General features: G+C 40.1%; 13 protein-coding genes. 1 reads left to right on the top strand and 12 read right to left on the bottom strand.

What is annotated here, in order from left to right; all coding sequences use genetic code 11:
- Positions 1-230 precede the first annotated feature (230 nt).
- From GM418_RS07370 to GM418_RS07315, 12 genes are all read right to left on the bottom strand, one after another.
- The gene (locus GM418_RS07370) at positions 231-1,601 is read right to left on the bottom strand and encodes an alpha-L-fucosidase (protein WP_158864659.1); all 1,371 of its coding nucleotides are present in this window, start codon (positions 1,599-1,601) and stop codon (positions 231-233) included.
- A gap of 27 nt (positions 1,602-1,628) precedes the next feature.
- On the bottom strand, positions 1,629-3,086 hold the full coding sequence (locus GM418_RS07365) for a sulfatase family protein (RefSeq protein WP_217447733.1): 1,458 nt from the start codon (positions 3,084-3,086) through the stop codon (positions 1,629-1,631).
- A 75-nt stretch (positions 3,087-3,161) separates the two neighbouring features.
- Positions 3,162-4,652 carry a sulfatase family protein gene (locus GM418_RS07360; RefSeq protein ID WP_158864657.1) on the bottom strand — a complete coding sequence of 497 codons (1,491 nt, stop codon included), beginning with the start codon at positions 4,650-4,652 and terminating at the stop codon, positions 3,162-3,164.
- A gap of 3 nt (positions 4,653-4,655) precedes the next feature.
- A complete protein-coding gene (locus GM418_RS07355; protein ID WP_158864655.1) occupies positions 4,656-5,768 on the bottom strand; it encodes an alpha-L-fucosidase in 1,113 nt (370 codons plus the stop codon).
- Between the two features lie 48 nt (positions 5,769-5,816).
- Positions 5,817-7,268, bottom strand: a complete 1,452-nt coding sequence (locus GM418_RS07350; protein WP_217447732.1) for a sulfatase family protein — start codon at positions 7,266-7,268, stop codon at positions 5,817-5,819.
- Between the two features lie 103 nt (positions 7,269-7,371).
- Entirely contained in the window at positions 7,372-8,823 is a 1,452-nt protein-coding gene (locus tag GM418_RS07345; RefSeq protein ID WP_158864652.1) for a RagB/SusD family nutrient uptake outer membrane protein, read from the bottom strand.
- Positions 8,824-8,838: 15 nt separating this feature from the next.
- A complete protein-coding gene (locus GM418_RS07340) occupies positions 8,839-12,222 on the bottom strand; it encodes a TonB-dependent receptor (RefSeq protein WP_158864650.1) in 3,384 nt (1,127 codons plus the stop codon).
- Between the two features lie 186 nt (positions 12,223-12,408).
- The gene (locus GM418_RS07335; RefSeq protein ID WP_158864648.1) at positions 12,409-13,407 is read right to left on the bottom strand and encodes a FecR family protein; all 999 of its coding nucleotides are present in this window, start codon (positions 13,405-13,407) and stop codon (positions 12,409-12,411) included.
- Between the two features lie 88 nt (positions 13,408-13,495).
- Entirely contained in the window at positions 13,496-14,080 is a 585-nt protein-coding gene (locus GM418_RS07330; protein ID WP_158864647.1) for an RNA polymerase sigma-70 factor, read from the bottom strand.
- A gap of 384 nt (positions 14,081-14,464) precedes the next feature.
- The gene (locus tag GM418_RS07325; RefSeq protein WP_158864645.1) at positions 14,465-14,917 is read right to left on the bottom strand and encodes a hypothetical protein; all 453 of its coding nucleotides are present in this window, start codon (positions 14,915-14,917) and stop codon (positions 14,465-14,467) included.
- Between the two features lie 31 nt (positions 14,918-14,948).
- Positions 14,949-16,568 (bottom strand): RagB/SusD family nutrient uptake outer membrane protein, encoded by a 1,620-nt coding sequence (locus GM418_RS07320; RefSeq protein WP_158864643.1) that lies wholly within the window; start codon positions 16,566-16,568, stop codon positions 14,949-14,951.
- Positions 16,569-16,586: 18 nt separating this feature from the next.
- Positions 16,587-19,841 (bottom strand): SusC/RagA family TonB-linked outer membrane protein, encoded by a 3,255-nt coding sequence (locus GM418_RS07315; protein WP_158864641.1) that lies wholly within the window; start codon positions 19,839-19,841, stop codon positions 16,587-16,589.
- Between the two features lie 454 nt (positions 19,842-20,295).
- Between GM418_RS07315 and GM418_RS07310 the strand changes: the two genes are divergently transcribed.
- Positions 20,296-22,065, top strand: a complete 1,770-nt coding sequence (locus GM418_RS07310; protein WP_158864638.1) for a phosphatidylinositol-specific phospholipase C/glycerophosphodiester phosphodiesterase family protein — start codon at positions 20,296-20,298, stop codon at positions 22,063-22,065.
- Positions 22,066-22,263: the final 198 nt, after the last annotated feature.

Here is a 22,263-nt window from a genome sequence, read left to right as displayed (position 1 = left end):
ATTGTTTTACAGCAAGCCACTCAATTTTTTGCTTGCCTTCCGTATCGGTAAAAGTTATAGTACCCGTATACCCTTGAATTTATGAAACCCCGGGGCAGATGTACCAATACCCCGGGGTTTTTTATTTGTAATTTTTGGTGCTTCCTGTCAAAATTAACCGTTCCCGCAATTTTTCTTGTTTTACAGGTTAAGTTCGGTGAAGTTTTCCGCAGACCATTTTTTAATGTTTTTTAGTTTAAGAACAGTTCAATAACCGGTATTTCAACATTTGGTTTGGCAACCGGAACACTCAGATCCAGATCTCCGGTTGAATGATCATCGCCACCGCGGTTGTGCTGCCGTGGTTCTGAAATGCGGATTTCAGAAGCATCGTGCAGAAACTGGGCATATTTTACTTTGCCTTTATAGCCGGGCAATCTCAGTTTTTGCAATGGGTAATCGAGCAAATGAATATACAAACGGTTGGTTTCGGGATTGTACGTAAGCAGCGAATTTGCCGGCGCTTCAAATTCATTGGGCGCCTGTGTACAACCGTATATGGAGCGGCTGTTGAATTTCATCCATTCTCCCATTTTTTCCAGTGCCACGTCGGCACGCTCATCAAAAACACCACGGGCAGTCGGACCAACGTTGAGTAGCAGGTTTCCTCCTTTACTCACTGATTCGATCAGTAAACCCAGCAACTGTTTGTTGTCTTTCCATGTATATTCATCGCGGTAATATCCCCATGAGCCGGAAAAGGTTTGGCAGGTTTCCCATGGAATTTTTTTGCCATCTATTTCAGGCCATTTATCCACTTTGTATTGTTCGGGAGTCATAAAATCCCAACCGCCATCAACATCCTGCAAATCGGCGCGGTCGTCAATGATTATTCCGGGTTGTAATTCGCGAACCATTTTTATGAGTTCAACAGAGCCCCAATCGTCGCGTCCTTTTCCAAATTCTCCGGGAAAAGAAAAGTCGAGCCAAAGGATATCTATTTTTCCATAGCTTGTCAGTATTTCACGAACCTGGTTTTTCATGTATTCGCGGTACACAGCCATGTCGCGATTTTTATTTAACTTGTCATATTCTTCTTTGGTTTCAACCCTTTGGGGGTGGCGGCTGTCTATCGTATAGTCGGGATGATGCCAGTCGATAAGGGAATAGTAAAATCCGATACGCAATCCTTCGGCACGAAAGGCATCCACCCATTCTTTGATAATGTCTTTGCTGTAAGGGGTATTGGTTACTTTGTAATCAGTATATTTTGAATCAAACATCGTAAATCCTTCATGATGTTTTGAAGTGATAACCGCGTATTTCATACCGGCAGCTTTTGCTTTTTTGGCCCAATCGGCAGGATCAAACAAATCGGGATTAAAAATTTCAAAATATTTCTGATACTCTTCAGTGGTTATCCGTTCCCGGTTTTTTACCCACTCGTGACGGGCGGCCTGGGCATACAATCCCCAGTGGATGAACATGCCAAAGCGGGCATCGGTCCACCAGGCCAGGCGTTCTTTCTTTTGTTCGGGCGTTTCGTTCCAAATTTTTTCCTGTGAGTAAGCGGAATTAACGATGAGAATTCCAAGTAAAATTAAGGTTGTTAGCTTTTTCATTTGTAATTTATTTAATAGTGGTTTCGATTAATTATCTGTTGGACTTTTCCAGTCTTGTTTTAGTTTATTAAAGGATACTTTACCGTATTCTTTTCCTTCAAAACTATGTTTGCAGGAAACAACGAATTTATGGATCCTGTTCCTGAAGTCATTAAAAACAGAAGATTCCTTCAAATGTAAATCTTTTTCCTCAAAAGGGTCATTTTTGATGTCATACAACTCATATGCTCCGTTACGTGCATAAAGCTTGTATTGATTGTCGGACCAGCTTACCTGGTTCCCGAAACAAAATCCAATGGGAGCCGGGCGCTCTTTCATTTCCCCTTCCAGCAAAGGCAAAAGGCTTGTTCCGTCAAGTATGTAGGGCACTTTGTTTTTGTTTATGTCAAGAGCCTCCATTATTGTCGGCAAATAGTCGGATGTTACACAAGGAATATCGGTTTCAAAATGCTCCCTGATTTTATCGGGCCACACCAAAATGCCGGGAACACGCACGCCACCCTCATGCAGCGAACGTTTTCTTTCCTTAAAACCTCCGGTATTCCCGGGAGTTCCATCTTCCGGACCATTGTCACTACAAAACCAAATCATGGTATTTTCGGATACCCCTTTTTGTTTTAAAAAAGATCGCAAACGTCCAATCTGCTCATCCAGTGCTGTAATACAACCTGCATAATTTTTCATTAAATCACTCTGGTCGGGATACATGTCCCTGTATTTCGGACCGGCAACTACCGGCAGGTGTGGTGAATGAAACCAGACAACAGTAAAAAAAGGTGTCCCGTTGTTTGCGGCCTTTTCAACAAAAGGCAATACGCGATCCATAATAACCCTGCTATCATCTCCATCCAGGTTATCTGTAATTTTATTTCCATCAATATCCCAGTAATAAGTACCGTAAGCCGTATATTCATCTCCTTCCTTCAGGTAATTCCATCCTTCACGGGTGGCACCGGAAACGGGTTTCTTCATTGGGTCCCAGGTTGGCACCTTTGATTCGGTGACAAAAGCGAAATCGTAACCGTGCAAAACCGGCGGGTTATATTCTCTCATGTTTCCGGTTTCTCCCCGGTTGGCATCTTTCTCTGTATGTGTGAGTGTACCAAGATGCCATTTTCCAAAATGAGCAGTAGCGTAACCTTCCTCTTTCAGCAGCTCTGGCAAAGCAATCTCTTCCGGGCGCAAAATACCTGCATTGGCGGTAAATACTCCCATCCGGTAGGGATTCCGGCCTGTAAGAACACTTGCCCTCGTTGGAGAACATACTGCACATGCTGAATAAAAACGGTTAAACTGTACTCCCTCTTTTGCCATTTGATCCAAATGAGGAGTTTTAATCACTTTATTTCCGTTATATCCTGTGTCACCCCATCCCAGATCATCGGCCATTATTAAAATAATATTTGGCTTTTTCTGAGCTCCGGCTGTTAATGCTCCAAAAAGAGCCATCGCCAGGAGGATTTGTTTAAATAAAGTATGTTTCATCACAAGATTTTTTTTGAAATCGCTAAAATTGTTTCTTTCTGATAAGATTACTTTCTGAAATAAAACCGATATGTTCTATTCGTCTGTGATGTTAAAGTATTTTTTCAAAACGTATTCAGGCTGATGCACATCCGGTGTTTGTTTCAGCTTGTGATAATCGTATTCCAAAGGCAAAATGGTATTCGGCTGCATGGTGGCCGTGTCTTCAGTTGCCGTGTACCATTCATCCAGTAATTGCATCATTTCATTTACCCGGGATTTATATTCAGGAATTGCTGCCAGATTATTGATTTCCAGCGGGTCTTTTTCCAGATTAAACAATTGTGTATAATTCCGCTGCGGATACCTGATTAATTTCCACTCATCGGTTCGGACAGCCCTTGCCGTATTACGATAGACCGTATACAACGAACTACGCACCGCCTTTTCATTCCCCATAAGAACGGGGGCTAAATCTTTTCCGTCGATCCCTTCCGGGGCGGGCAAGCCACATAGATCAGCAAGTGTTGGAAAAATATCGTAGAGATATACCAAAGCATCGCGGACTTCATTTTCAGGAATACCAGGCCCACTCATTATCAACGGTACTTTTGTACTGTGTTCATACAAGTTTTGCTTGCCCAGTAAACCGTGACTGCCAACTGCCAGGCCATTGTCTGCGGCATACACAACGATTGTATTTTCATACAGATTTTCCTTTTTCAGCATTTCCACAATGTCTCCCACTCTTTTGTCAAGGTGACTGATAAGCGCATAATAATCGGCCAGCGAAGCCTGTATAATTTCAGGTGTTCGTGGCCATGGGGCCAACGTTTCGTCTCGTATATTCAGGTTGTCAAATTCAAAAGGATGCAATTTTTTGAAATTCCCCGGCAGAGGAATCGATTCATCGGGGTACATTCCGATGTAATCTTCGCGGGGCGACCTGGGATCATGTGGCGCTGTAAAAGCCACATAACAGAAAAATGGTTTTTCGCGGGTTCCTTTTGCATAACTATCCAGAAACCCGAGGGCAGCATCAGCAAACAAATCGGTAGAAAACCCTTTTTTTACAGGCTCGCTAAGTTTTCCATCAGCCCCCAAATCCCTGCAAGGAACCTGAAAATGATTGGACATACCTCCTATAAAAACATTCTTCCCGTTTTGGAATGAGGCTTCAAATGTATTGGCGCCATTGTGCCATTTCCCGGTTCCAAAAGTTTCATAACCATTTTCGGCAAAATGCATTGGCATGGTATGTACACCTTCAAGATGATCATAGACGTGAAAAAGGCTTTTCCCGCTCATTAACATCGCGCGGCTGGGAGCACAGATGGCACCATGGTGGCCTCCCATTACATAGTTATTGGTAAAGCGAACACCTGTTTCAGCCAGCTTGTCAATGTTAGGGGTTTGTATATTAGTGTTGTTTGCACAGCCTATCGCATCTGCCCGCTGATCATCAGCAAAAAGAAAAAGTATATTGGGTTTGGTTTTTTCTTTCGCCGGTTCCTTTTCTGTATTGCAGCCTGAAAAAAATCCCAATAATAAAAGTAGTAATACCGAAAATAATGATGAATGTTTCATTTTCTATTTTTTTAAGTTTGATAGTGTTTCAATATCTTCAGGATGAACCGATCCGTCAGGTAAAGGCCCGATGTTGAGCAAAAGATTGTAATGATTCGCCTGCGCGTCTTCCAACAGTTTTTTTACATCTTCAGCTTTTAAATGGTGTCCATCGATTGCTTTGTTGTAACCCCAGGTTGCGCCTCCGTGAAACCCGGGGATGTGAGGTTGCATTGTGTTACAAACCTCTTTCGGTTTATTTTTATTTTTCTCGTAAGCTACTTTTGCAACCGGATATTTTTCTCCAACGGTAGCATTTCCGCTACGTTCGGGAGCCATAAAATCTTCATCGCCATTGGCCCCCTGTTTAAATGAAATTAATGCATGAGGGGACAGTTTTCGGATTAATGTATAAGTTTCGTCGATTGGAAAAACGTCGGGATTGGCATAAAAACCCATAATCGGGTCAAACCAAATACCTGCAATCGTCGGATATTGGGTAAGCAATTCTTTTAACTGGGCATGCACATAATCCACATATTTACGAAAGTCTTCGGGCTTTTGATAAAGATATGTTTTGGGTTTTGTTTTATAAGCCGGACGCGCACTGTTCCATCCAGCCTCTCGTGAATAGAAATAAGGATGGTGCCAATCGGCAGCATAAGAATAATAGAGGAACAGTCCCAGTCCTTCTTTTTCACAGGCGTCAGCCAGCTCACCAATCAAATCGCGATGGGCCGGAGCCTCAACACTGTTATAATCCGTTTCTTTTGTTTTAAAAAGGCAAAATCCTTCGTGGTGTTTTGAAGTTATCGTAATATACTTCATGCCTGCTTTTTTTGCCAATTTAACAATAAAATCAGCATCAAAACCGGAAGCTGTAAATTTATCCTTGAGTTTGACGTAGTTGTCCAGGGGAATTGTATCCAGCAATTGCACCCATTCTCCTTTGCCCAACTGACTGTACAGTCCGTAATGAATAAACATACCAAATTGGGCATCCTGAAACCAATTCAGGTTGGCAGTACGGGGGTCTTTTTTGTACTCCTTTTTATACTCTTTTAAATAGGAAGGCACCTGACAAAACCCAGACAAGCCTAAAACTAAAAATACGTTAACAACTATATATTTAACCATAACAATTCTTTTTATTAATTTAGGTTCTTTATCATTTTAAAATTTAAGCTATTTTTTCCAGATCTGACTTTTTACCGTTACTTCTTTATCCCACGGTTCTTTCGGTAAAGCCACATAATGAGGATCGTTGTCTTGTTCAGGAAATGATAAAACAACATTCCATAATTTTTCGTAAGCTGCTTTTACGTTTGGATTATTACTTTGAAGCAGATTATTTTTTTCCCCGGGATCATCCAATATGGAAATCAATTTCTCCGGTTTTCTCTCCGTCGACACAAACAGTTTATATTCTTTGTCGCGAACAACCCGGTCTCTGAAGCGGTATTGGTTTTCCAATCCTTTTTCCGAGAGGGCGCCTGCCGAACCGTTGCCATTGCCTCCCATGGCCATAATCCATTTGCGTTTCGAATCTGAAGTTTTTCCCAAAATAACATCAGCCAGCGATATACCATCAAAAACAAAATTTTGGGGTAGCTCAGCTCCTCCCAATTCTGCACAGGTCGGCAGAATATCGGTTAAATCTCCCAAAGCATCGGTGGCTTTTCCTGAAGGAACCAGCCCGGGGCAATTAACAACAAAGGGTTCACATATCCCGTTTTCAGTGGTTTTGGTTTTACCCCCCTGAACTTCTCGTCCGTTCATACGGCCGGTAATTGCACCCGTGGTACCGTTGTCAGTGGTATAAATAATAATCGTATTCTCCCGTATTCCCAGGTCATCCAAAGCTTTGGTCAACTTACCAACACAGAAATCCATATATCTGACCATGGCTTTATGACAGTCGTACTTTTCCGTTACATCAGGTTCTGCCGGTGTGTTTGTAAAAGGGGTATGCGTCAGACACATGGCATAATATAAAAACAGGGGTTCGTCCTTGTTTTTCTTCATAAAATCAATCAGAAAGTCGGAGAAGATATCCTCGCCAAACCGGCCTTTACAGGTTTTACTTCCTTCTTTTGTGTGGATATATGGGTCCCAATATCTTTCTGCACTCGCAGGATTGCCGGTTTCATAACCTGTCCACATACAATAATCGTCGAAACCATGCGAAACCATTGCTTCAGGTTGTACCCTAAAATCATTGATTTGCCACTTTCCAGCTGCAGCCGTTTTATAACCTGCTGATTGCATGATGCGCGCAATGCCTGGGTTTTTATTCCAGTCAAAATGCGCTCCGCCTCCCCAACGGGGAACATCCCAATGATTAATCCACCCGTTACGAAACGGGTACTGACCTGTCATTAATGATACCCTGGTTGGCGTACACTGAGGTGTGGAGTAAAAATTTTCAAACATCAATCCGGTTTCGGCCAGGTTATCAATATTTGGTGTTTTGATTTCTTCCGCACCATACGAGCTTACCCATTCTTTTCCCAAATCATCTGTAAGAATAAATAGTATGTTGGGTTTGTTTTGGGCAATTCCTAAAGTTGGCCGAAGAATTATGGTAACAACAGGCAGGGCCAATAGAATTATATTTAAAAGACTTTTTGACGGCATTTTTACAAAGATTTAGTTGACAGAGCATTTTACGGATAAAATCCAATATTATCAATTTTTATTTCCGAAATGTTACTCTGTCAACTTAAAAATTAAAATTTAGTTACTCCCACCCGGTATTTTGTTCCAGATTTGGATTTAGTTTGATTTGTGCATCAGGAACAGGAAACAGCAGCATGTAGTCTTCAACTGTTTTTCCCTGCGCTCTCATGGTCTCCAGAAATAAACCTCTTCTTTTTAAATCCCAGGCTCTCTGCCCTTCAAATGCCAGTTCAAATCTTCGTTCCTCAAGTACAGCAGTCCTGAAGTCATCCTGAGATAATCCTGACAGATTAGGAAGATCTGTCTCTACACCATTTCTGGCTCTTTCTCTAATCATATTAATCCAGGTATATTTCTGATTATTCGATGGCTCAATTTCATTCAATGCTTCTGCCGCCATCAATAAAATGTCAGCGTACCTGATGATTGTAAAATTTTCACCTGATTGTAATTCAGCTTCCCGATCATCGTATTTGCATATATAATACGGAAAGGCTCCGCCGTATACCTGTTCCATCGTTATGGTTCCTGTAACACCATCAATGTGCTCATAGTGATCGGCAACGGTTGCAGATTTTCGGTAGGATTGAGGACTTTCTGCCACAAACTCAGCAGAAGGAGCAACACCTCCTCCAACAACTGTATTGGCCCAGAAGGAGTTTTTATAATCACCCGCAATTCCTCTCGGGCCAAAGTTTCCTGGGACAGTGTTATTGGTTTCTCCGCTTAAATACTGTAACTGCCAGATATGTTCAATGCCATTGTCATTCTCAGGTTTAAAAATGGCAGCGTAATCATCAAAAAGATCATACACCCCGGAGTCAATTACTTTTTGTGCATATGTTAATGCGTTCTGAAAATCTCCTCTGTACAAGTAAACCCTTGCGAGCAGCGCGCTTGCAATATAAGCATTAATTCTTCCAGCTGAACTTGTTTCTTCAAGTTCTGTAACTGCGTTACTTAAATCACGTGTAATTACGTTGTATATTTCATCTTCGCTTGCACGCGGTGCGTATATATTATCAAATCCAACCGTTGGTTCTTCATACAATGGCACTCCTCCCATCGCACGAACCAATTGAAAATAATAAAAGGCCCTTAAAGCTTTGGCCTCTGCAATAATATCGGCCTTTGTTCCGTCATTTATATCAATTCTTTCTGTATACAGAATTACTTCATTTGACCTGTTTATACCTGAAAAACAGCTTGACCAAAGACCTCCTGTTACATCACTGTTGTATGTAAACTCGTCCCAGGAAAATGCATCGGAAACGATGGGTGAAATGGCTAAATTGTCGGCATTTAATTCTCCATAATTGATAGCCGTACCGGCAGAAACATTATAGACAAGACTGTAGGCCCCGTATAATCCGGCAATCGCATCGCTTTCTGTCTGATAAAAACTGGACAGACTAATAGAACTTGGCGGATCTTCATCCAGAATACTTTCACATGAAACGATTAACATTATGAATGAAACAATTAAGCTTATTTTGAATATATTTTTCATCATTGTCAATTTTTTAGATTAAAAACCAAGTTTTACGCCAATACGAACGCTTTTTGAGGAGGGATATGCACCATTGTCCACTCCCATCTGAACGTTACTGGAAGAATACAAATCAACTTCAGGATCGAAACCGGTATAGTTGGTGAGGGTTAGAAGATTTTCGCCTGCTACATAGATTTGAGCATTCCGAATCCAATTCAATCCAAATAAGTTCTGAGGTAAATTATAGGATAGACTGATGGTCTTTACCCGCAGATAAGAACCGTCCTCCACATCTCTGTCGCTAAAGTTTTTCCATTCTCCGGCGTTATGCAACGGTGCTTCTATGGTATTACCGGTACCCGGTCCGGTCCAGCGCTGATCATAGTAAATTTTTAAAACATTGTGTTTCTGGGGCTGAGTAAGAAGTCCAATTCTGTTCAAATTGGCGATTTCATTACCATAACTTCCGTTAATAAATATCAGCAGTTTGAAATTTTTGTATGTAAATTCATTTGAAAAGCCATAAATAAAATCAGGATTTGGATCTCCCACTATTTTTCTGTCATCATCGTTGTCTCTAAATCCGTCACCGTTTAAATCCTCATACCTGGGTAATCCGGGACGATTTTTACCTCCAACAGTATTCCCTGCCTCTGTAATTTCCTCTTCCGTTTGCCATATTCCCATAAAATGGTAGCCATAGAATGAACCTAAAGGTTCTCCTGGAATAACTATGGAACGACCATACGCAGCTTCGCCACGTCCAATATTAAAAAGCAAACGTTCTGTACCTTCCGGTAGTGAAATGACCTTATTTCTGTTAAAGGAAATATTAAAAGATGAATTCCAGCCTATCTGTCCGAAAGAGTTATTAAAACCTAAGCTAAATTCAAGCCCTTTATTCTCAACTTCACCAATGTTTTGTACCGAGCTACTATAACCTGATTGATTAGGGATTGTTACATTAAGCAAAAGATCGTTTGTTGTTTTGATATAGTATTCGGCTGAGAAATTGAATTTTCCATCCCAAAATACAGCGTCAGCACCAATATTAAACTGGGTTGTTTTTTCCCATTTCAAATCAGGGTTGGGAATTCTGTTTGGATAAAATCCAATAACAGGGCCGCCCCCAATAATTGGTCTGGCTGTGTTATAAAGAGCTAAAGAGGAGTACGAACCTATATCCTGATTTCCGGTAACGCCATAACTGCTTCTTAATTTTAAATCGCTAAGTATTTCGACTCCTTTCAAAAAGTTTTCTTCGCTCATTCTCCAGGCAAGACCAAGGGATGGAAATATTCCCCATTTATTATCGGTACCAAATTTTGAAGAGCCGTCCCGGCGAATCGTCCCTGTTAATATATATTTATCTAAATACGTATAACTTACTCTGCCGATATAGGAAAGCAAGCCAGCTTCGGTTGCATGGCTCGTTGATGGCCTTGGATCTGACCCGGCACCTAAATTATTGTATTCAAATTTATTGGTTGAAAAATCATCTGTTCTGCTAAATACATTTTCAATTTTTGTTGATTGTGCTGTATATCCTGCCATCGCAGTGAGTCGGTGTGCGGTTCCAAATTCCTTTTTATACGTCAGGGTATATTCTGCCAACCAATTGGTACTTTGAACAGAGCCAATAGATGCTACACCAACATTGGGCAAAGCCTGTGTTTCCGCTATATTGGGAATATAAACATTACGTTTTGAATTAATTAAGTCAGCTCCAAAATTAGCTTTAAAAACCAATCCGTTTATTATTTCGAAATCTGCAAAAGCGCTTCCAAGCATACGGTTGGTGTAGGTAATGTCGGTTCTTGTTTTAGCAATAGAAACCGGGTTTTCAAGAATTTTAAATGCTTCATCATGATTATGAACATAATTTCCTTCCTCATCTTTTATTGGGATAACCGGTGTAGTGGTTAATGCATTCCAAAGAGGCGAATCATTTTGATAACCCGAGCCGTCGGAAGGAACCGCATCGTTTACCGTGTGGTTGGCATTTGCATTGATTCCGATTTTAATTTTATCACTAACTTTTTGATCCAGGTTAAACCTCAAACCTGCACGTTTAAAGTTGGATTCAATAATGATTCCATCCTGATCAAGGTAATCCCCTGAAACCAGATACTTTGTATTTTCTGTTCCCCCGGAGATAGAAAGATTGTATCGGTGTGTTAATGCTGTTCTGAATATGGCATCCTGCCAGTCTGTTCCTTCTCCCAGCTCTTCAGGAAGAGGCTTATTGATTCCGTCATAAATGGGGTCCATATCATTGTTGGCAGCCCATTCATTGGAAAGCGTTGCCAGTTCTTCAGCATTACACAGTTCCAGTTTTTTTCTTACAGTGGCTACATTTACCGAATAATCAAAATCTATTTTTGATTTTCCAACCTGTCCTCTTTTGGTTGTGATTAGTACCACTCCGTTTGCCCCGCGTGAGCCATAAATGGCTGTGGCTGAAGCATCTTTTAAAATTTCGACGGAGGCTATTTCATTGGGACTAAGTGTTGAAAGCGGACTTTGAGGAAGGGCATTATTTCCCGCGCCGTCGGGAGTTACATCATTATTATCAATAGGAAATCCGTCTATCACATAAAGTGGTTCACTGGATGCGTTAATAGAGTTCGACCCCCTGATCCTTATACGAATACCGCCGCCGGGTGCATTTGAAGCTGACTTAATATCTACTCCGGCAGCTCTGCCCTGCAGGGTTTGTACAAAGGTATTGGCCGGGGTACTTTCCAGCTGCTCTCCTTTTACAGAAGTAACTGCACCGGTTAGGTCAGAACGTTTCATCGTTCCGTAACCCACGGCAACCACTTCCTCAATTCCTATTGCATCTGCCTGCATTACAACATCAATTTTTGTTTGATTTCCGACAGCGATCTCCTGGCTTTTCATTCCTACAAATGAAAAAAGAAGTGTTGCCCCTTCCGGTATCCGGGATATAGAATATTTGCCTTCAACGTCGGTTACCGTACCCTGTGTGGTTCCTTTTACCACCACGGTTACTCCGGGAAGAGGTTGCCCCGAGTTATCCTTCACGGTTCCTGTAACCGAGTTTTGTTGTTGTCCGATAATCTCTGATTTTTCAATGGCATCGATTAGTGAATTTACGTCGCCATTGTATAAAACAATCTGTCGGTCTTTTATTAAATAATGAATACCGGTTTCTTTTAGTACCGTTTCCAACACATCCTCGATTGTTTTGTCTGTTGCATCGATATCTACTTTTTTGCCTACATCAATTTGTTGGGTATTGTATAAAAAGAAAAATTCACTCTGGTTCTCAATTTCTTTTAAAACTGATTCGATTGAGGTTCTCTCAATCTTTAGGTTCAGCAACTTTGTCTGAGAATAGACCGAGGCATTCACCTGTATCAGTGCCATCAGGATTAGTGTTATCGTTAGTTTCATAATTCGAACTAATTTGCACAGGTTTTTAGCCCGCCTGCACGGGTAAAACATCAATTTTTTTTTCATAAGTTTGTAATGTTATGTGATACTTTTCCCTTTCGGGGTAAATTATCTCAGGTTCATGCGGAAACATGAACAACGGGAGGAAGGTGCGGGAACACTTTCCTTCTTTTTTTCATAAGAGATTTATTTCATTGGCATACAATTTTTAAAAGTTATATAAACAATGTCTTCCTTGATTTCATATTTCATGGGTGTGGTAACAATCATCAGGTTAAGCATTTCACGAAGGCTCTCCGTTTTTATAGTCATCGTGTAACGCTGGGTGTATTTTAGTTTGTCATCCAACACGATTTTTACATCATACCAGCGCTCCATTTTTTTTACCACATCAGCAAAAGGAGCATTTTGAAATCTAAGCATATTGTCTTTCCACGAAACATAGAGATCCACATCTACCTTTTTGTCTTTTATTTCATGGGTTGATTTGTTATAAACAGCCTGCTGTCCGGGTGCAATTTTTATTTTTTCCCCATCCACATCCCGGACAACTGAGACACTTCCTTCTTCGAGTGTGGTAACAATGTCGGAGTCGTCATCGTATGCGCACACATTAAATCGTGTTCCGTGAACTTCTACTTTCATATTTTGCACCTGAACTGTAAATGTTTTTTTATCGTGCTCCACGTTAAAAAAGCCTTCTCCGTTTAATTCCACGCGCCTTTTCTTCCGAAAAGAGGATGCATATTTTAGTGACGATCCCGAATTTAAGTAACCCGTTGATCCGTCAGGTAAAACAAACTGAACCTTTTCGCCTTTTGGGGCAATGATTTCAGAAAACTGCGGTGTATCATTCCATTGTTTTATTGTTAGAAAAATACCTAAGCCCAGCAACGGAAGCAATAGTATTACAGCAATTTTTGAGATTTGATTGTACAGACGTCTGGACATTGAAATCTGTGTATCTTTTTCTTTGGTATTGATATCGAAATGAATTTTATAAAGAATATGTTTTAAGTCAATCTCAGGAGTTGGCCTGTTGACAGTTTCATTCCATTTTTTATTGAACTGCTGTTTTAAATCAGGCTCATTGTTTTCATCTTCAAAAAGGTACTCAATCCAACTGCTGTTTGATTCTTTATTTTGAAAATACATTTCCAGGTCTGATATTTCTTTTTTTTTCATCAATTTTTGAAGATGTTGTTAATGGTAATATCCACAAATGGAATTTTGCACCCAAACAAATTCGAAAAAAATGAATATTTCTCTGAATTTATTTTATAAACATAAAGAAAAACAAGATAACAGGTAGTTTTTTGTTTCCCATTTTATTCCTGATTTCTTTTAAAGCAAGATTTAGGTGATTTTCAATTGTTTTTTTTGAAAGCCCCAGTTCATCAGCTATTTCTTTATTGCTGTGTCCTTCAAATCTGCTTTTGATAAAAACTTCACGGCGTTTTTCAGGAAGGGATTTTGTCAACTCAAGAATGTAATCTTTTAGCGAATTATAGTCTATTTGTTGGGTGGTTTCAATCGTTGCCTCTTTTAATAATTCATTATCAGCAAATTTCCGAAACTGTGCCTTTTTTCTGAAATGTTTTTTTATAATATTGAAAGCAATGGTAAATATATACGCTTTAAACGAGCTCTCTTCTTTTAGTTGCCCGCGTTTTTCCCAGATAGTTGTAAATACTTCCTGCACCAACTCTTCTGATTCTTCCACTGATTTCAGGTATCCTTTAGCAAAATAGAACAGTTTTGAACTGTAAATTTCAAAAAATTGATTGAATGCTAAAATGTTACCCGACTTCAATTCTGAAATTAACTGTTTGTCACTATTTTTCTCAACACTTTTCAATAGGGCAGTAGTTTTGAACAAAATTAACAAATGACGAATATTTAACAAGAACTCTTTTTGACGTGATGAGGTATTTCGAAAAGAAAATGTTTTGTGTGTATTTTGTTTTGTTACTAAAGTTTATATCACGGAGTAATTAAAATGCAGCTAATGTCATACTGAAGTTGTTTCAGCATCTCTCTGTTTGAAACAGATTCCGAAATGAATTAAGAATGACGGAGAGACAGATTAAGATTGTGACACTAGACAGTGAATTGAGAAAGCTGTCGGTTTTTGTCCACATTTTTAGACGATTGTGTGTTAGATGTAATCCATTGGAGATTTCAAAAAAGGCCACCTCACCCGAGATGGCCTTTTGTTAATCAAGGATTTCAGACAATTTTGTTATTCGCTGGCTTCCTTTAGTGTAATTTCAATAATTCCTGAATCTGTATTTCCTGAGAATACCACTGTGATAGCATCACCTGCTTCTAAAAGCTGTGCCTCTGTTCGTGTATAGGTTACAGTTGTTTTAAAGTCGCTGCCAACTGTAATACTTTTTTCACTTCCCGACAATGGCAGCAGTTGCGTCGCACCTTCCGGATCCCAGGAAGGAACCTGTTGTTTTAATACCGTTGAAGTCATTACGTCTCCTGATTTGGCATTAGGAAAATAGCAGTTGATTGTGAAAGATTCATCTGCGGTTGTAACGTCATCACAGGTGACTTCTGAAATCTCGGTAATGTAAACATTTCCGTTTTCATCGTAGGGTATGTCATAATAAGGCTGGTCCGTACAACTTATCATTAACGCCGTTGTGACAATGAATGATAGTGTTATAATAATTTTTGCTTTCATATTTTTCTAATTAAATAATTTTAAATGCAATTTAATTTTGTGTAGGCAAATACCCACTATTCTGTTGCGATAACCCGTTTCTGGCAATTTCGTTACCAGGAATAGGTGATAATAAATGCATTGGAGCAAAAGCAAAGTTGAAAATTGCAGGCTGATGACCAACGAAATTCTGAATAGCTGAAATTTCGCCATCGCCATATACAACGCATTTTCTCGTACGACGCTGATCCCAGAGCATTTTATTTTCAAATATCAGCTCATATGCCCTTTCGGCTAAGATTTCTTTCAGACCAACCTCACTTGCTGTGTAAGCAGGAAGTAATGCTCTTTCCCTGATTTCGTTAATTCCTTTTATGATGTCGTTGTCAGATACTGACTGGCCTAATTCTTTTAACGCCCAGTTCACTTCTGTGAGCATTAACAGTATATCTCCATAACGGTAATGCGACCAGTTCAGACCGGAACCATCTGTCGATTTAACAGCTGCTTCAACGTACTGCTTATAAAGATATGGAACATCAAAATCAACTCTCTCTGATGGATTGGAATATAAATAATCATAGGTGAAGAAAAACTGACGTTCCTGTTTCCGCAAGTCATCATCAGAATAGGAATTATAATATCCTACCCATGGAGTAAATGTACCGTTTTCTTCACTTGGGGTAATCGCACTTAACAAAGGAAGAGATGGTTGCAAGAGACCATTTCCCCCGAGTTGCGCATCAAACTGCACCTGAAATATTGCTTCCCCCAAATTGTCCATAGCCGGATCGCGCAAATCATCATAGGTTCCCAATGTATATACATTATTATACAGGGCGTTAAGTTGTGTTTGTGCCTTTTGCAGGAATTCAAGACCACTTGCAACCGGATATTCGGTCATTGACCATGCCCCTGTGCCGCACCAGTCAGTACCCGGATTGGTAGCCACTTCCTGGTACGGATAACCGGCAACGGTCATATATACATCTGCCAGTATTGCCCGGGCGACATCCTGTGTTACGCGACCATCAGTCGACCTGCCTGCCGAAAGATTTTGAACTGCGAATTCGAGATCAGGAATAATTACTTCATCATAAATTGTTTTTAAGCTGGTACGAGGCAACTCTGTTTCCCACACATCTGTTATTGGTTCTGTTACAAGAATAGCATCGCCCCAGTAGCGTACAATACAAAAATAATAGAATGCTCTTAAGGTACGTACTTCTCCCAAAGCTTCATTAAGCTCTGACTCACTCATATCAATTAAAGGAAGTTGCTGGATAGAGAGGTTGCAGTCTTGTACACCTGAATACCAATAATACCATGGATTATTGTATACATCGAGTAAACTACCTGTTACCTGATTGGTCGCATATTTATTGAACTGTACGTGTGGCTCATCTGTGTATGCGCCGCCAGTGAGATACTCCATTGTAGAGGGAATATTATTTCCCCAGTCTCCTGCACCACTGGTCCAGTTTTGCAACCGTCGATAAGGTCCAATTGTAAAAGGTTCTTTATATTCTATACTTGTTAGATCTGCTGAAGTGGTTAGATCATCTGTAGGCACTTCTTCCAGAAATTCCGTGCAACCACCAAGCGCTATCAAGAAAATCACCAAAAGCATAGTGAATCTTAATGCTATATCGTTTTTTAATTTGTATTTCATAATATAAAAGTTTTAAGATTAGAAAGTGACATTAACGCCCAAACTGAAGGTGGTAGGAACCGGATGCATATATTTATCAATATTTGGAACCCTGGTATTAATTTTCTGTATAGCACTACCTTCAGGATCATAAGCTGGAAGTTCGACTGCGGTCCACAAGAAGAAATTATCTGCAGTGGCATAAACTCTCAATCTCTCAATCCCGCCAAGGTTTCCAGGAATGGTATAACCTATTTGAGCATTTTGCCCCCTAATGTAGGCAGCGTTCCAAATCATATGGGTGTCAGGGTATGAATCGTAACGTGCACCAGCATTACCGGCACGAACCTGGGCTATCATTGTTTCCTGATGATCAGGACGCCATCCATCCAAAACTGCGTTCATCATACCATTTACAAACTGGCGGTCTTCAGCAGACTCATGCACGATAGCTTTGTCGACTCCGCCTACAAACATAATGTCGATACTTGCATCAAAGTTTTTATAAGTAAATGTATTGTTCAGGCCACCATAAAATTTCGGGTATGAGTGACCAATTACATCACCGTCAGTCAGCAGCTCAATTTTACCATCCTGATTAACATCTTCAAATTTCAGGTCTCCCGGTAATCTTCCGTAACGGGCAGCTTCCACTGCTTCGTCTGTGCCCCAGGTTCCCATTCGGTTCAATCCAAAAAATGATCCAATTGGTTCTCCAACTCTGTAAACGCTGGTTCCGTTACCCGCTCCGGTATCCGTGTAAATGTCGGCACCTGTAGGACCGAGTTCCGTAATCTCGTTTTTATTAGCTGATATGTTAAATTGAGTTTGCCATGTCAAGTCCCTTTTTTGGATATTGACCGTGTTCAATGTGAACTCGACACCGGTGTTTTTAACCGAACCAAAGTTTACGTATGCGCTACCTGTTGTAGTTGATTGAGGCAATGGAAGATTAAATAACATGTCGGTTGTCAATTTGTGATAGAAATCCACAGTGAAGTTGATCCTGTTTTTTATCAGCCCAACATCTACCCCGACATCGTACTGTGTTGTTGTTTCCCATTTTAGGTCATCATTACCTGTAGAGCCTGGGTAAAGGCCTGAATTGAGGCCATTTGCCAATAAAACATTGGTGCTGCTAATATACGTTTGTGTTATAAAATTACCAACTTCCTGGTTACCGGTTTGTCCCGCGCTTAAACGCAGTTTAAGGTTAGATATGGTTTCGCTGTCGGCTAAAAAACCTTCCTGAGAGATTCTCCATGCAAGACCAACCGATGGGAAAAATGCATATTTGTTGTTTGTTCCGAATTTTGATGAACCGTCGACACGCCCGGTGGCTGTTAACATATATTTGTCCAGGTAGCTATAAGTAGCACGGGCAAAATAAGAGTTTAACGCACCTCTGGTATTGCTGGAGGCTACTGAAGATGGATTACTACCGGCGCCTAAATTATTCCATTGGTAAAAATTTGAAGAGAACTTATATGCACGTGCATATACATAGTCATATGTATTTTCAGACCATGAAAGCCCAATCAAACCGGTTACTTGATGATCTCCTATTGTTTTATTATAGTTGAAATAGTTTTCGCTTTGCCAATATTGCCATAACCAATGTTCACCTCTCGCATCTGAATTACGTCTGCCCTGGTAATCTCCGGCATAATATCTACTCGTTTGATTCCTGTTGTCTACAGAGAAGTTTGTTCTAAAAGTCAGGTCGGGTGTAATTTGAGCAGTTAGTTCAATGGCCCCGGTAAATTCGTCTTGCTTGTAATAGCCTTCCTCCTGATCCAGCATAAAAGTTGAACCTGGCCGGTTCTCACCAACATTAAAGTCCCTGGCAGTAGGCCATGTTCCCGCATAAGCTCCATATATTTCAGGATCATTAGGATACCGATATGCCGGCAGAATAGCAAAATATTCCGAAGTATTTCGCATCATATCACTACTCATTCTGTCCTGTTTACTTTTTGCATATGCTATGTTGGCGCTCATATCGAGCCATTCGGAAAGTTCAACGTCCATGGTCGCTCTTAGATTCAACCGGTTGTTGTATGATTCTTTCAAGAGCCCTTCCACGTTGTTATTACCTAAAGTTAAAGAGTATCTTCCTTTTTCCGTCCCGCCGCTTATTTCAACATGGTTTTTATATGAAAAAGCGTCTCTGAAAACTTCATCTTCCAGGATTGTGTTAAATATTGGTTTATAATAGTTTCCATCGTTACCCTGAAAGTCAAGTCCTGGTAAATAAGCACCCTGAGCAACTTGTTCAAACAGCCATGGCATCTCTGACCATGATAATCCTGCTGCATTTGGGCCACGAAAATCCTTTGTTGATACCAGGTTTCCATACTTAGGCGTATTGTTAAATGCCTGTTCATAAAGGTACATAAACTGGTCGGCATCTACTGCGTAGTTGTATCTTGTCTTGATACCAACTGAGACTGAACCATTATAGTTGACCGTTACATCGCCTGTAGTTCCACGCTTGGTTGTTATGATAATAACACCGTTTGCTCCACGTGTACCGTAAATAGCAGTAGCCGAAGCATCTTTTAAGATATCCATAGATTCAATATCTTCAGGATCGAGGTTTTGCAAGGCATTTAGCACACCAACAATTCCATCCACTACAAACAGAGGATCATTGCTGGAATTAATAGAGTTTGTACCCCTGATTCGGATTTGAGGCCTGCCGCCCGGATCACCGGCAGCTTGCCTGATTACCTGAACACCTGCGACTTTGTTTTGCAGTGCTTGCCCAACGTTGACAACTGGCCTGTCAACCAGTTTTTCGGGTGTTACGCTGGACACAGAACCCGTTAAGTCACTTTTTTTCATCGTACCGTAACCAATGGCAACAACTTCTTCAATGCCAATGTAGTCGGCTTGCATTGTTACATTAATTTGAGTTTGTCCGCCTACCTGAATTTCCTGGGAAATCATACCTACAAACGAAAATACTAAAACCGGGGAATCAGTTTCAGGGACTATTGAATAATTTCCGTCGAAATCTGAAACGGTACCGTTAGACGTTCCCTTTTCAATTATCGTTGCACCTGGCACTGCCTCTCCGCTGTCGTCGGTAACTTTACCCGTAACGGCTTGTTGGTCAAAAGCCAATCCGGATTGGGTGCTGGTCATGTTTTCTGACTCTCCGGGATATAAATCATTCCCAAGAACCTGCATAAATCCTAACAGAAGGCCAATCAGCGTTAGGTTCATAATTAATATTAATTTTCTTCCTTTTCCACTGGCAGAGAAAGAATAAATCTTAAGTTTTTTCATAAAGTTAATTTTTGTTATTTAGCACTTTTGGATTAAACCTTTTATTTCAAAAAGTTTTATAAACGGAACGTAAGTATACACTCCTGCGATCACACTCATATAGGTTTCATTGACACCTCCTTTTTTATAATAAGATTTTATGGGAAATATGATTGTATATATTAATGGTTTAGTATTCAATTTCGAATATAGATTTGGTACGACTTAATTTAATGGTTGTAGTAAGTTAAGACTTTTGGGACAATGTTTAAATACAATTTTGTATTTATTTTATGTTTTTTAAATAGATTTGAAGAGAATAGTCATTAAACTGACAGAAGAATCCTTGTTTTTTTGGTGATTTTGTACAGGTTGGCGAGATGAAAAAAGAACAGAAATTATTTGATTGGAACTATCCGTTTTTTGATTTGGAAGAGTTAACAACTACAATAAATAATAGAAACAAAAAAATGCCATGATTGAATATAATAGAAAAGGCAATATTAAGTTTTTGAAGATTATATTTTTGCACGAATACTTTTTTTTGCTGCCTGTTTTGTTTCTTTTTATGTCATTTGACAGCCAGGCGCAGGGGCACAGAGGGAGTCAGTTGCAGGACAAATGGCATGAATTTGGTCTGGCTCCGGAAATCGTCCGTTTCACCAATGCTTTTGAAATTAATAATACGGGAGGGCATATTCAGGGAATTCAGTCATTACAAACGTCTTCCGGTCGATATTTTGTTTTAACTGGAAGTTCCGGTTCCTATTCGTATTGTGCTGTGGTAAAAAAAGGGGAAACAAACGAAGTTGTACGGATTAATAAGTTGATGGATAAACCCTTTAAACATGCAGGAGGCTTCCAGGTTTATCAAAATTATATGGCTGTTGGCGTTGAAGACAATGAATTAAAGGATAAATCGAAAGTTTGTATTTATGATCTCTCTGAGCCGGAAAATGTTTTAAACAAGCCGGTGTCGGTAATCAAAAGGGAAGGGGCAGCGTACAGATCTACGGCAGGTTGTGTGGGAATAACGGAATATGAAAATAAGATTCTGTTAGCCGTTGGCGACTGGGATACGCGGAATATCGACTTTTACACCTGTGATGCTGATGATTTCCCCGGAGGTGAATTTCGTCTTGACTTCTCGCTAAACACAGAAACTATTTTTCCGCAAAACTTATCAAATAAACAATGGCTGCCATGGCAAAATATCAATTTGTTTACCTCTGGCAATAAATTGTTTTTGGTTGGACTTGGTCAGGATGATAAGGATAAAAATATAGCCAGTCTTTTTCTAATGAGTAAAAATCAGGCAGGTGATTTCAATCTGAAATTGCTGGCTTCCAAATCATTTGATTGCAACAACGGATGCAGTTTTAAAGCCGCTGCGGGGGTGGGATTTGAAGCTAACGGAGATCCGGTTATTTTGGCCTGCGGATATAATATAAAAGAAATTTCAACAATCAACCGTTTTAAAGTAACAACCGCGAAAAAAGGTATTTTGCCTGCACATGCGCATAACGATTATGAACATGACCGTCCTCTTTTTGATGCATTGGAGAATCGCTTTAAAAGTATTGAAGCTGATGTTTATTCAGTGGGCGACTCGTTGTATGTGGCCCATGACAAAGACCAGATAAAACCGGGAAGAACCCTGAGGGAACTGTATCTTGAACCTTTGAAAGAAAGAATTGGTGACAACAATGGTTCTGTATATGGAAATGCAGAAGAGATAATTCTGCTTGTTGATATCAAAGATGATGCAAACAGAACCTATCAGTTACTTGACAAAATATTAAAGGACTATGCGGAATATTTGACTGTTTTTGAAAAAGGGAAAAAGAAAACAGGAGCAGTGACGGTGGTCGTTTCAGGTAACCGGCCGTTTGAATATATGCAATCGCAAAAATTACGTTTTGCCGGATACGACGGAAGGTTACAAAATATCGATTCGGAAATTTCTCCTTCTCTGATGCCTGTAGTCAGTGATAACTGGACAAAATATTTTTCGTGGAACGGTTCCGGGGAAATGCCCGAAAAAGAAAAACAACAACTTAACGAAATCGCGGGAAAAGCAAAAGATAAGGGATATATTCTCCGTTTTTGGGGAACGCCAAACCAAACAGCCGGACAAAGACAAGCGATTTGGAGCGCATTGTCAAAAGCCGGTGTGGGGCTGATTGGTGCAGATAGTTTATCGGAGTTGCGGGAATTTCTTTCCGGCAATGAGGTTACTTACTGACTTATCTTTCTTTTGTTTTCAAAGAGGCGCGAGATACAACCTAAAATCCGTAAGTCTACGATTTGATACAAATTTTCCGATGTAAAACCCTTCGAGTATCATTTATTTGTTGTAAATATTTGTTTAAATGTAGTTTTCATATTATGTTACTACAAATTTTCCTTGTCCCCCTTGTTTTAGCGCTATTTTCTTAAATCT

Origin of the sequence: Maribellus comscasis, assembly GCF_009762775.1 — a bacterium.
Classification (GTDB): domain Bacteria; phylum Bacteroidota; class Bacteroidia; order Bacteroidales; family Prolixibacteraceae; genus Draconibacterium; species Draconibacterium comscasis.
This window is presented reverse-complemented; position numbering and strand designations above follow the sequence as displayed.

Bases quoted from the DNA above. Each gene is read 5' to 3' on its own strand.
- GM418_RS07370 (WP_158864659.1), bottom strand. From the start codon at position 1,601: ATGAAAAAGCTAACAACCTTAATTTTACTTGGAATTCTCATCGTTAAT.
- GM418_RS07365 (WP_217447733.1), bottom strand. From the start codon at position 3,086: ATGAAACATACTTTATTTAAACAAATCCTCCTGGCGATGGCTCTTTTT.
- GM418_RS07360 (WP_158864657.1), bottom strand. From the start codon at position 4,652: ATGAAACATTCATCATTATTTTCGGTATTACTACTTTTATTATTGGGA.
- GM418_RS07355 (WP_158864655.1), bottom strand. From the start codon at position 5,768: ATGGTTAAATATATAGTTGTTAACGTATTTTTAGTTTTAGGCTTGTCT.
- GM418_RS07350 (WP_217447732.1), bottom strand. From the start codon at position 7,268: ATGCCGTCAAAAAGTCTTTTAAATATAATTCTATTGGCCCTGCCTGTT.
- GM418_RS07345 (WP_158864652.1), bottom strand. From the start codon at position 8,823: ATGATGAAAAATATATTCAAAATAAGCTTAATTGTTTCATTCATAATG.
- GM418_RS07340 (WP_158864650.1), bottom strand. From the start codon at position 12,222: ATGAAACTAACGATAACACTAATCCTGATGGCACTGATACAGGTGAAT.
- GM418_RS07335 (WP_158864648.1), bottom strand. From the start codon at position 13,407: ATGAAAAAAAAAGAAATATCAGACCTGGAAATGTATTTTCAAAATAAA.
- GM418_RS07325 (WP_158864645.1), bottom strand. From the start codon at position 14,917: ATGAAAGCAAAAATTATTATAACACTATCATTCATTGTCACAACGGCG.
- GM418_RS07320 (WP_158864643.1), bottom strand. From the start codon at position 16,568: ATGAAATACAAATTAAAAAACGATATAGCATTAAGATTCACTATGCTT.
- GM418_RS07315 (WP_158864641.1), bottom strand. From the start codon at position 19,841: ATGAAAAAACTTAAGATTTATTCTTTCTCTGCCAGTGGAAAAGGAAGA.
- GM418_RS07310 (WP_158864638.1), top strand. From the start codon at position 20,296: ATGATTGAATATAATAGAAAAGGCAATATTAAGTTTTTGAAGATTATA.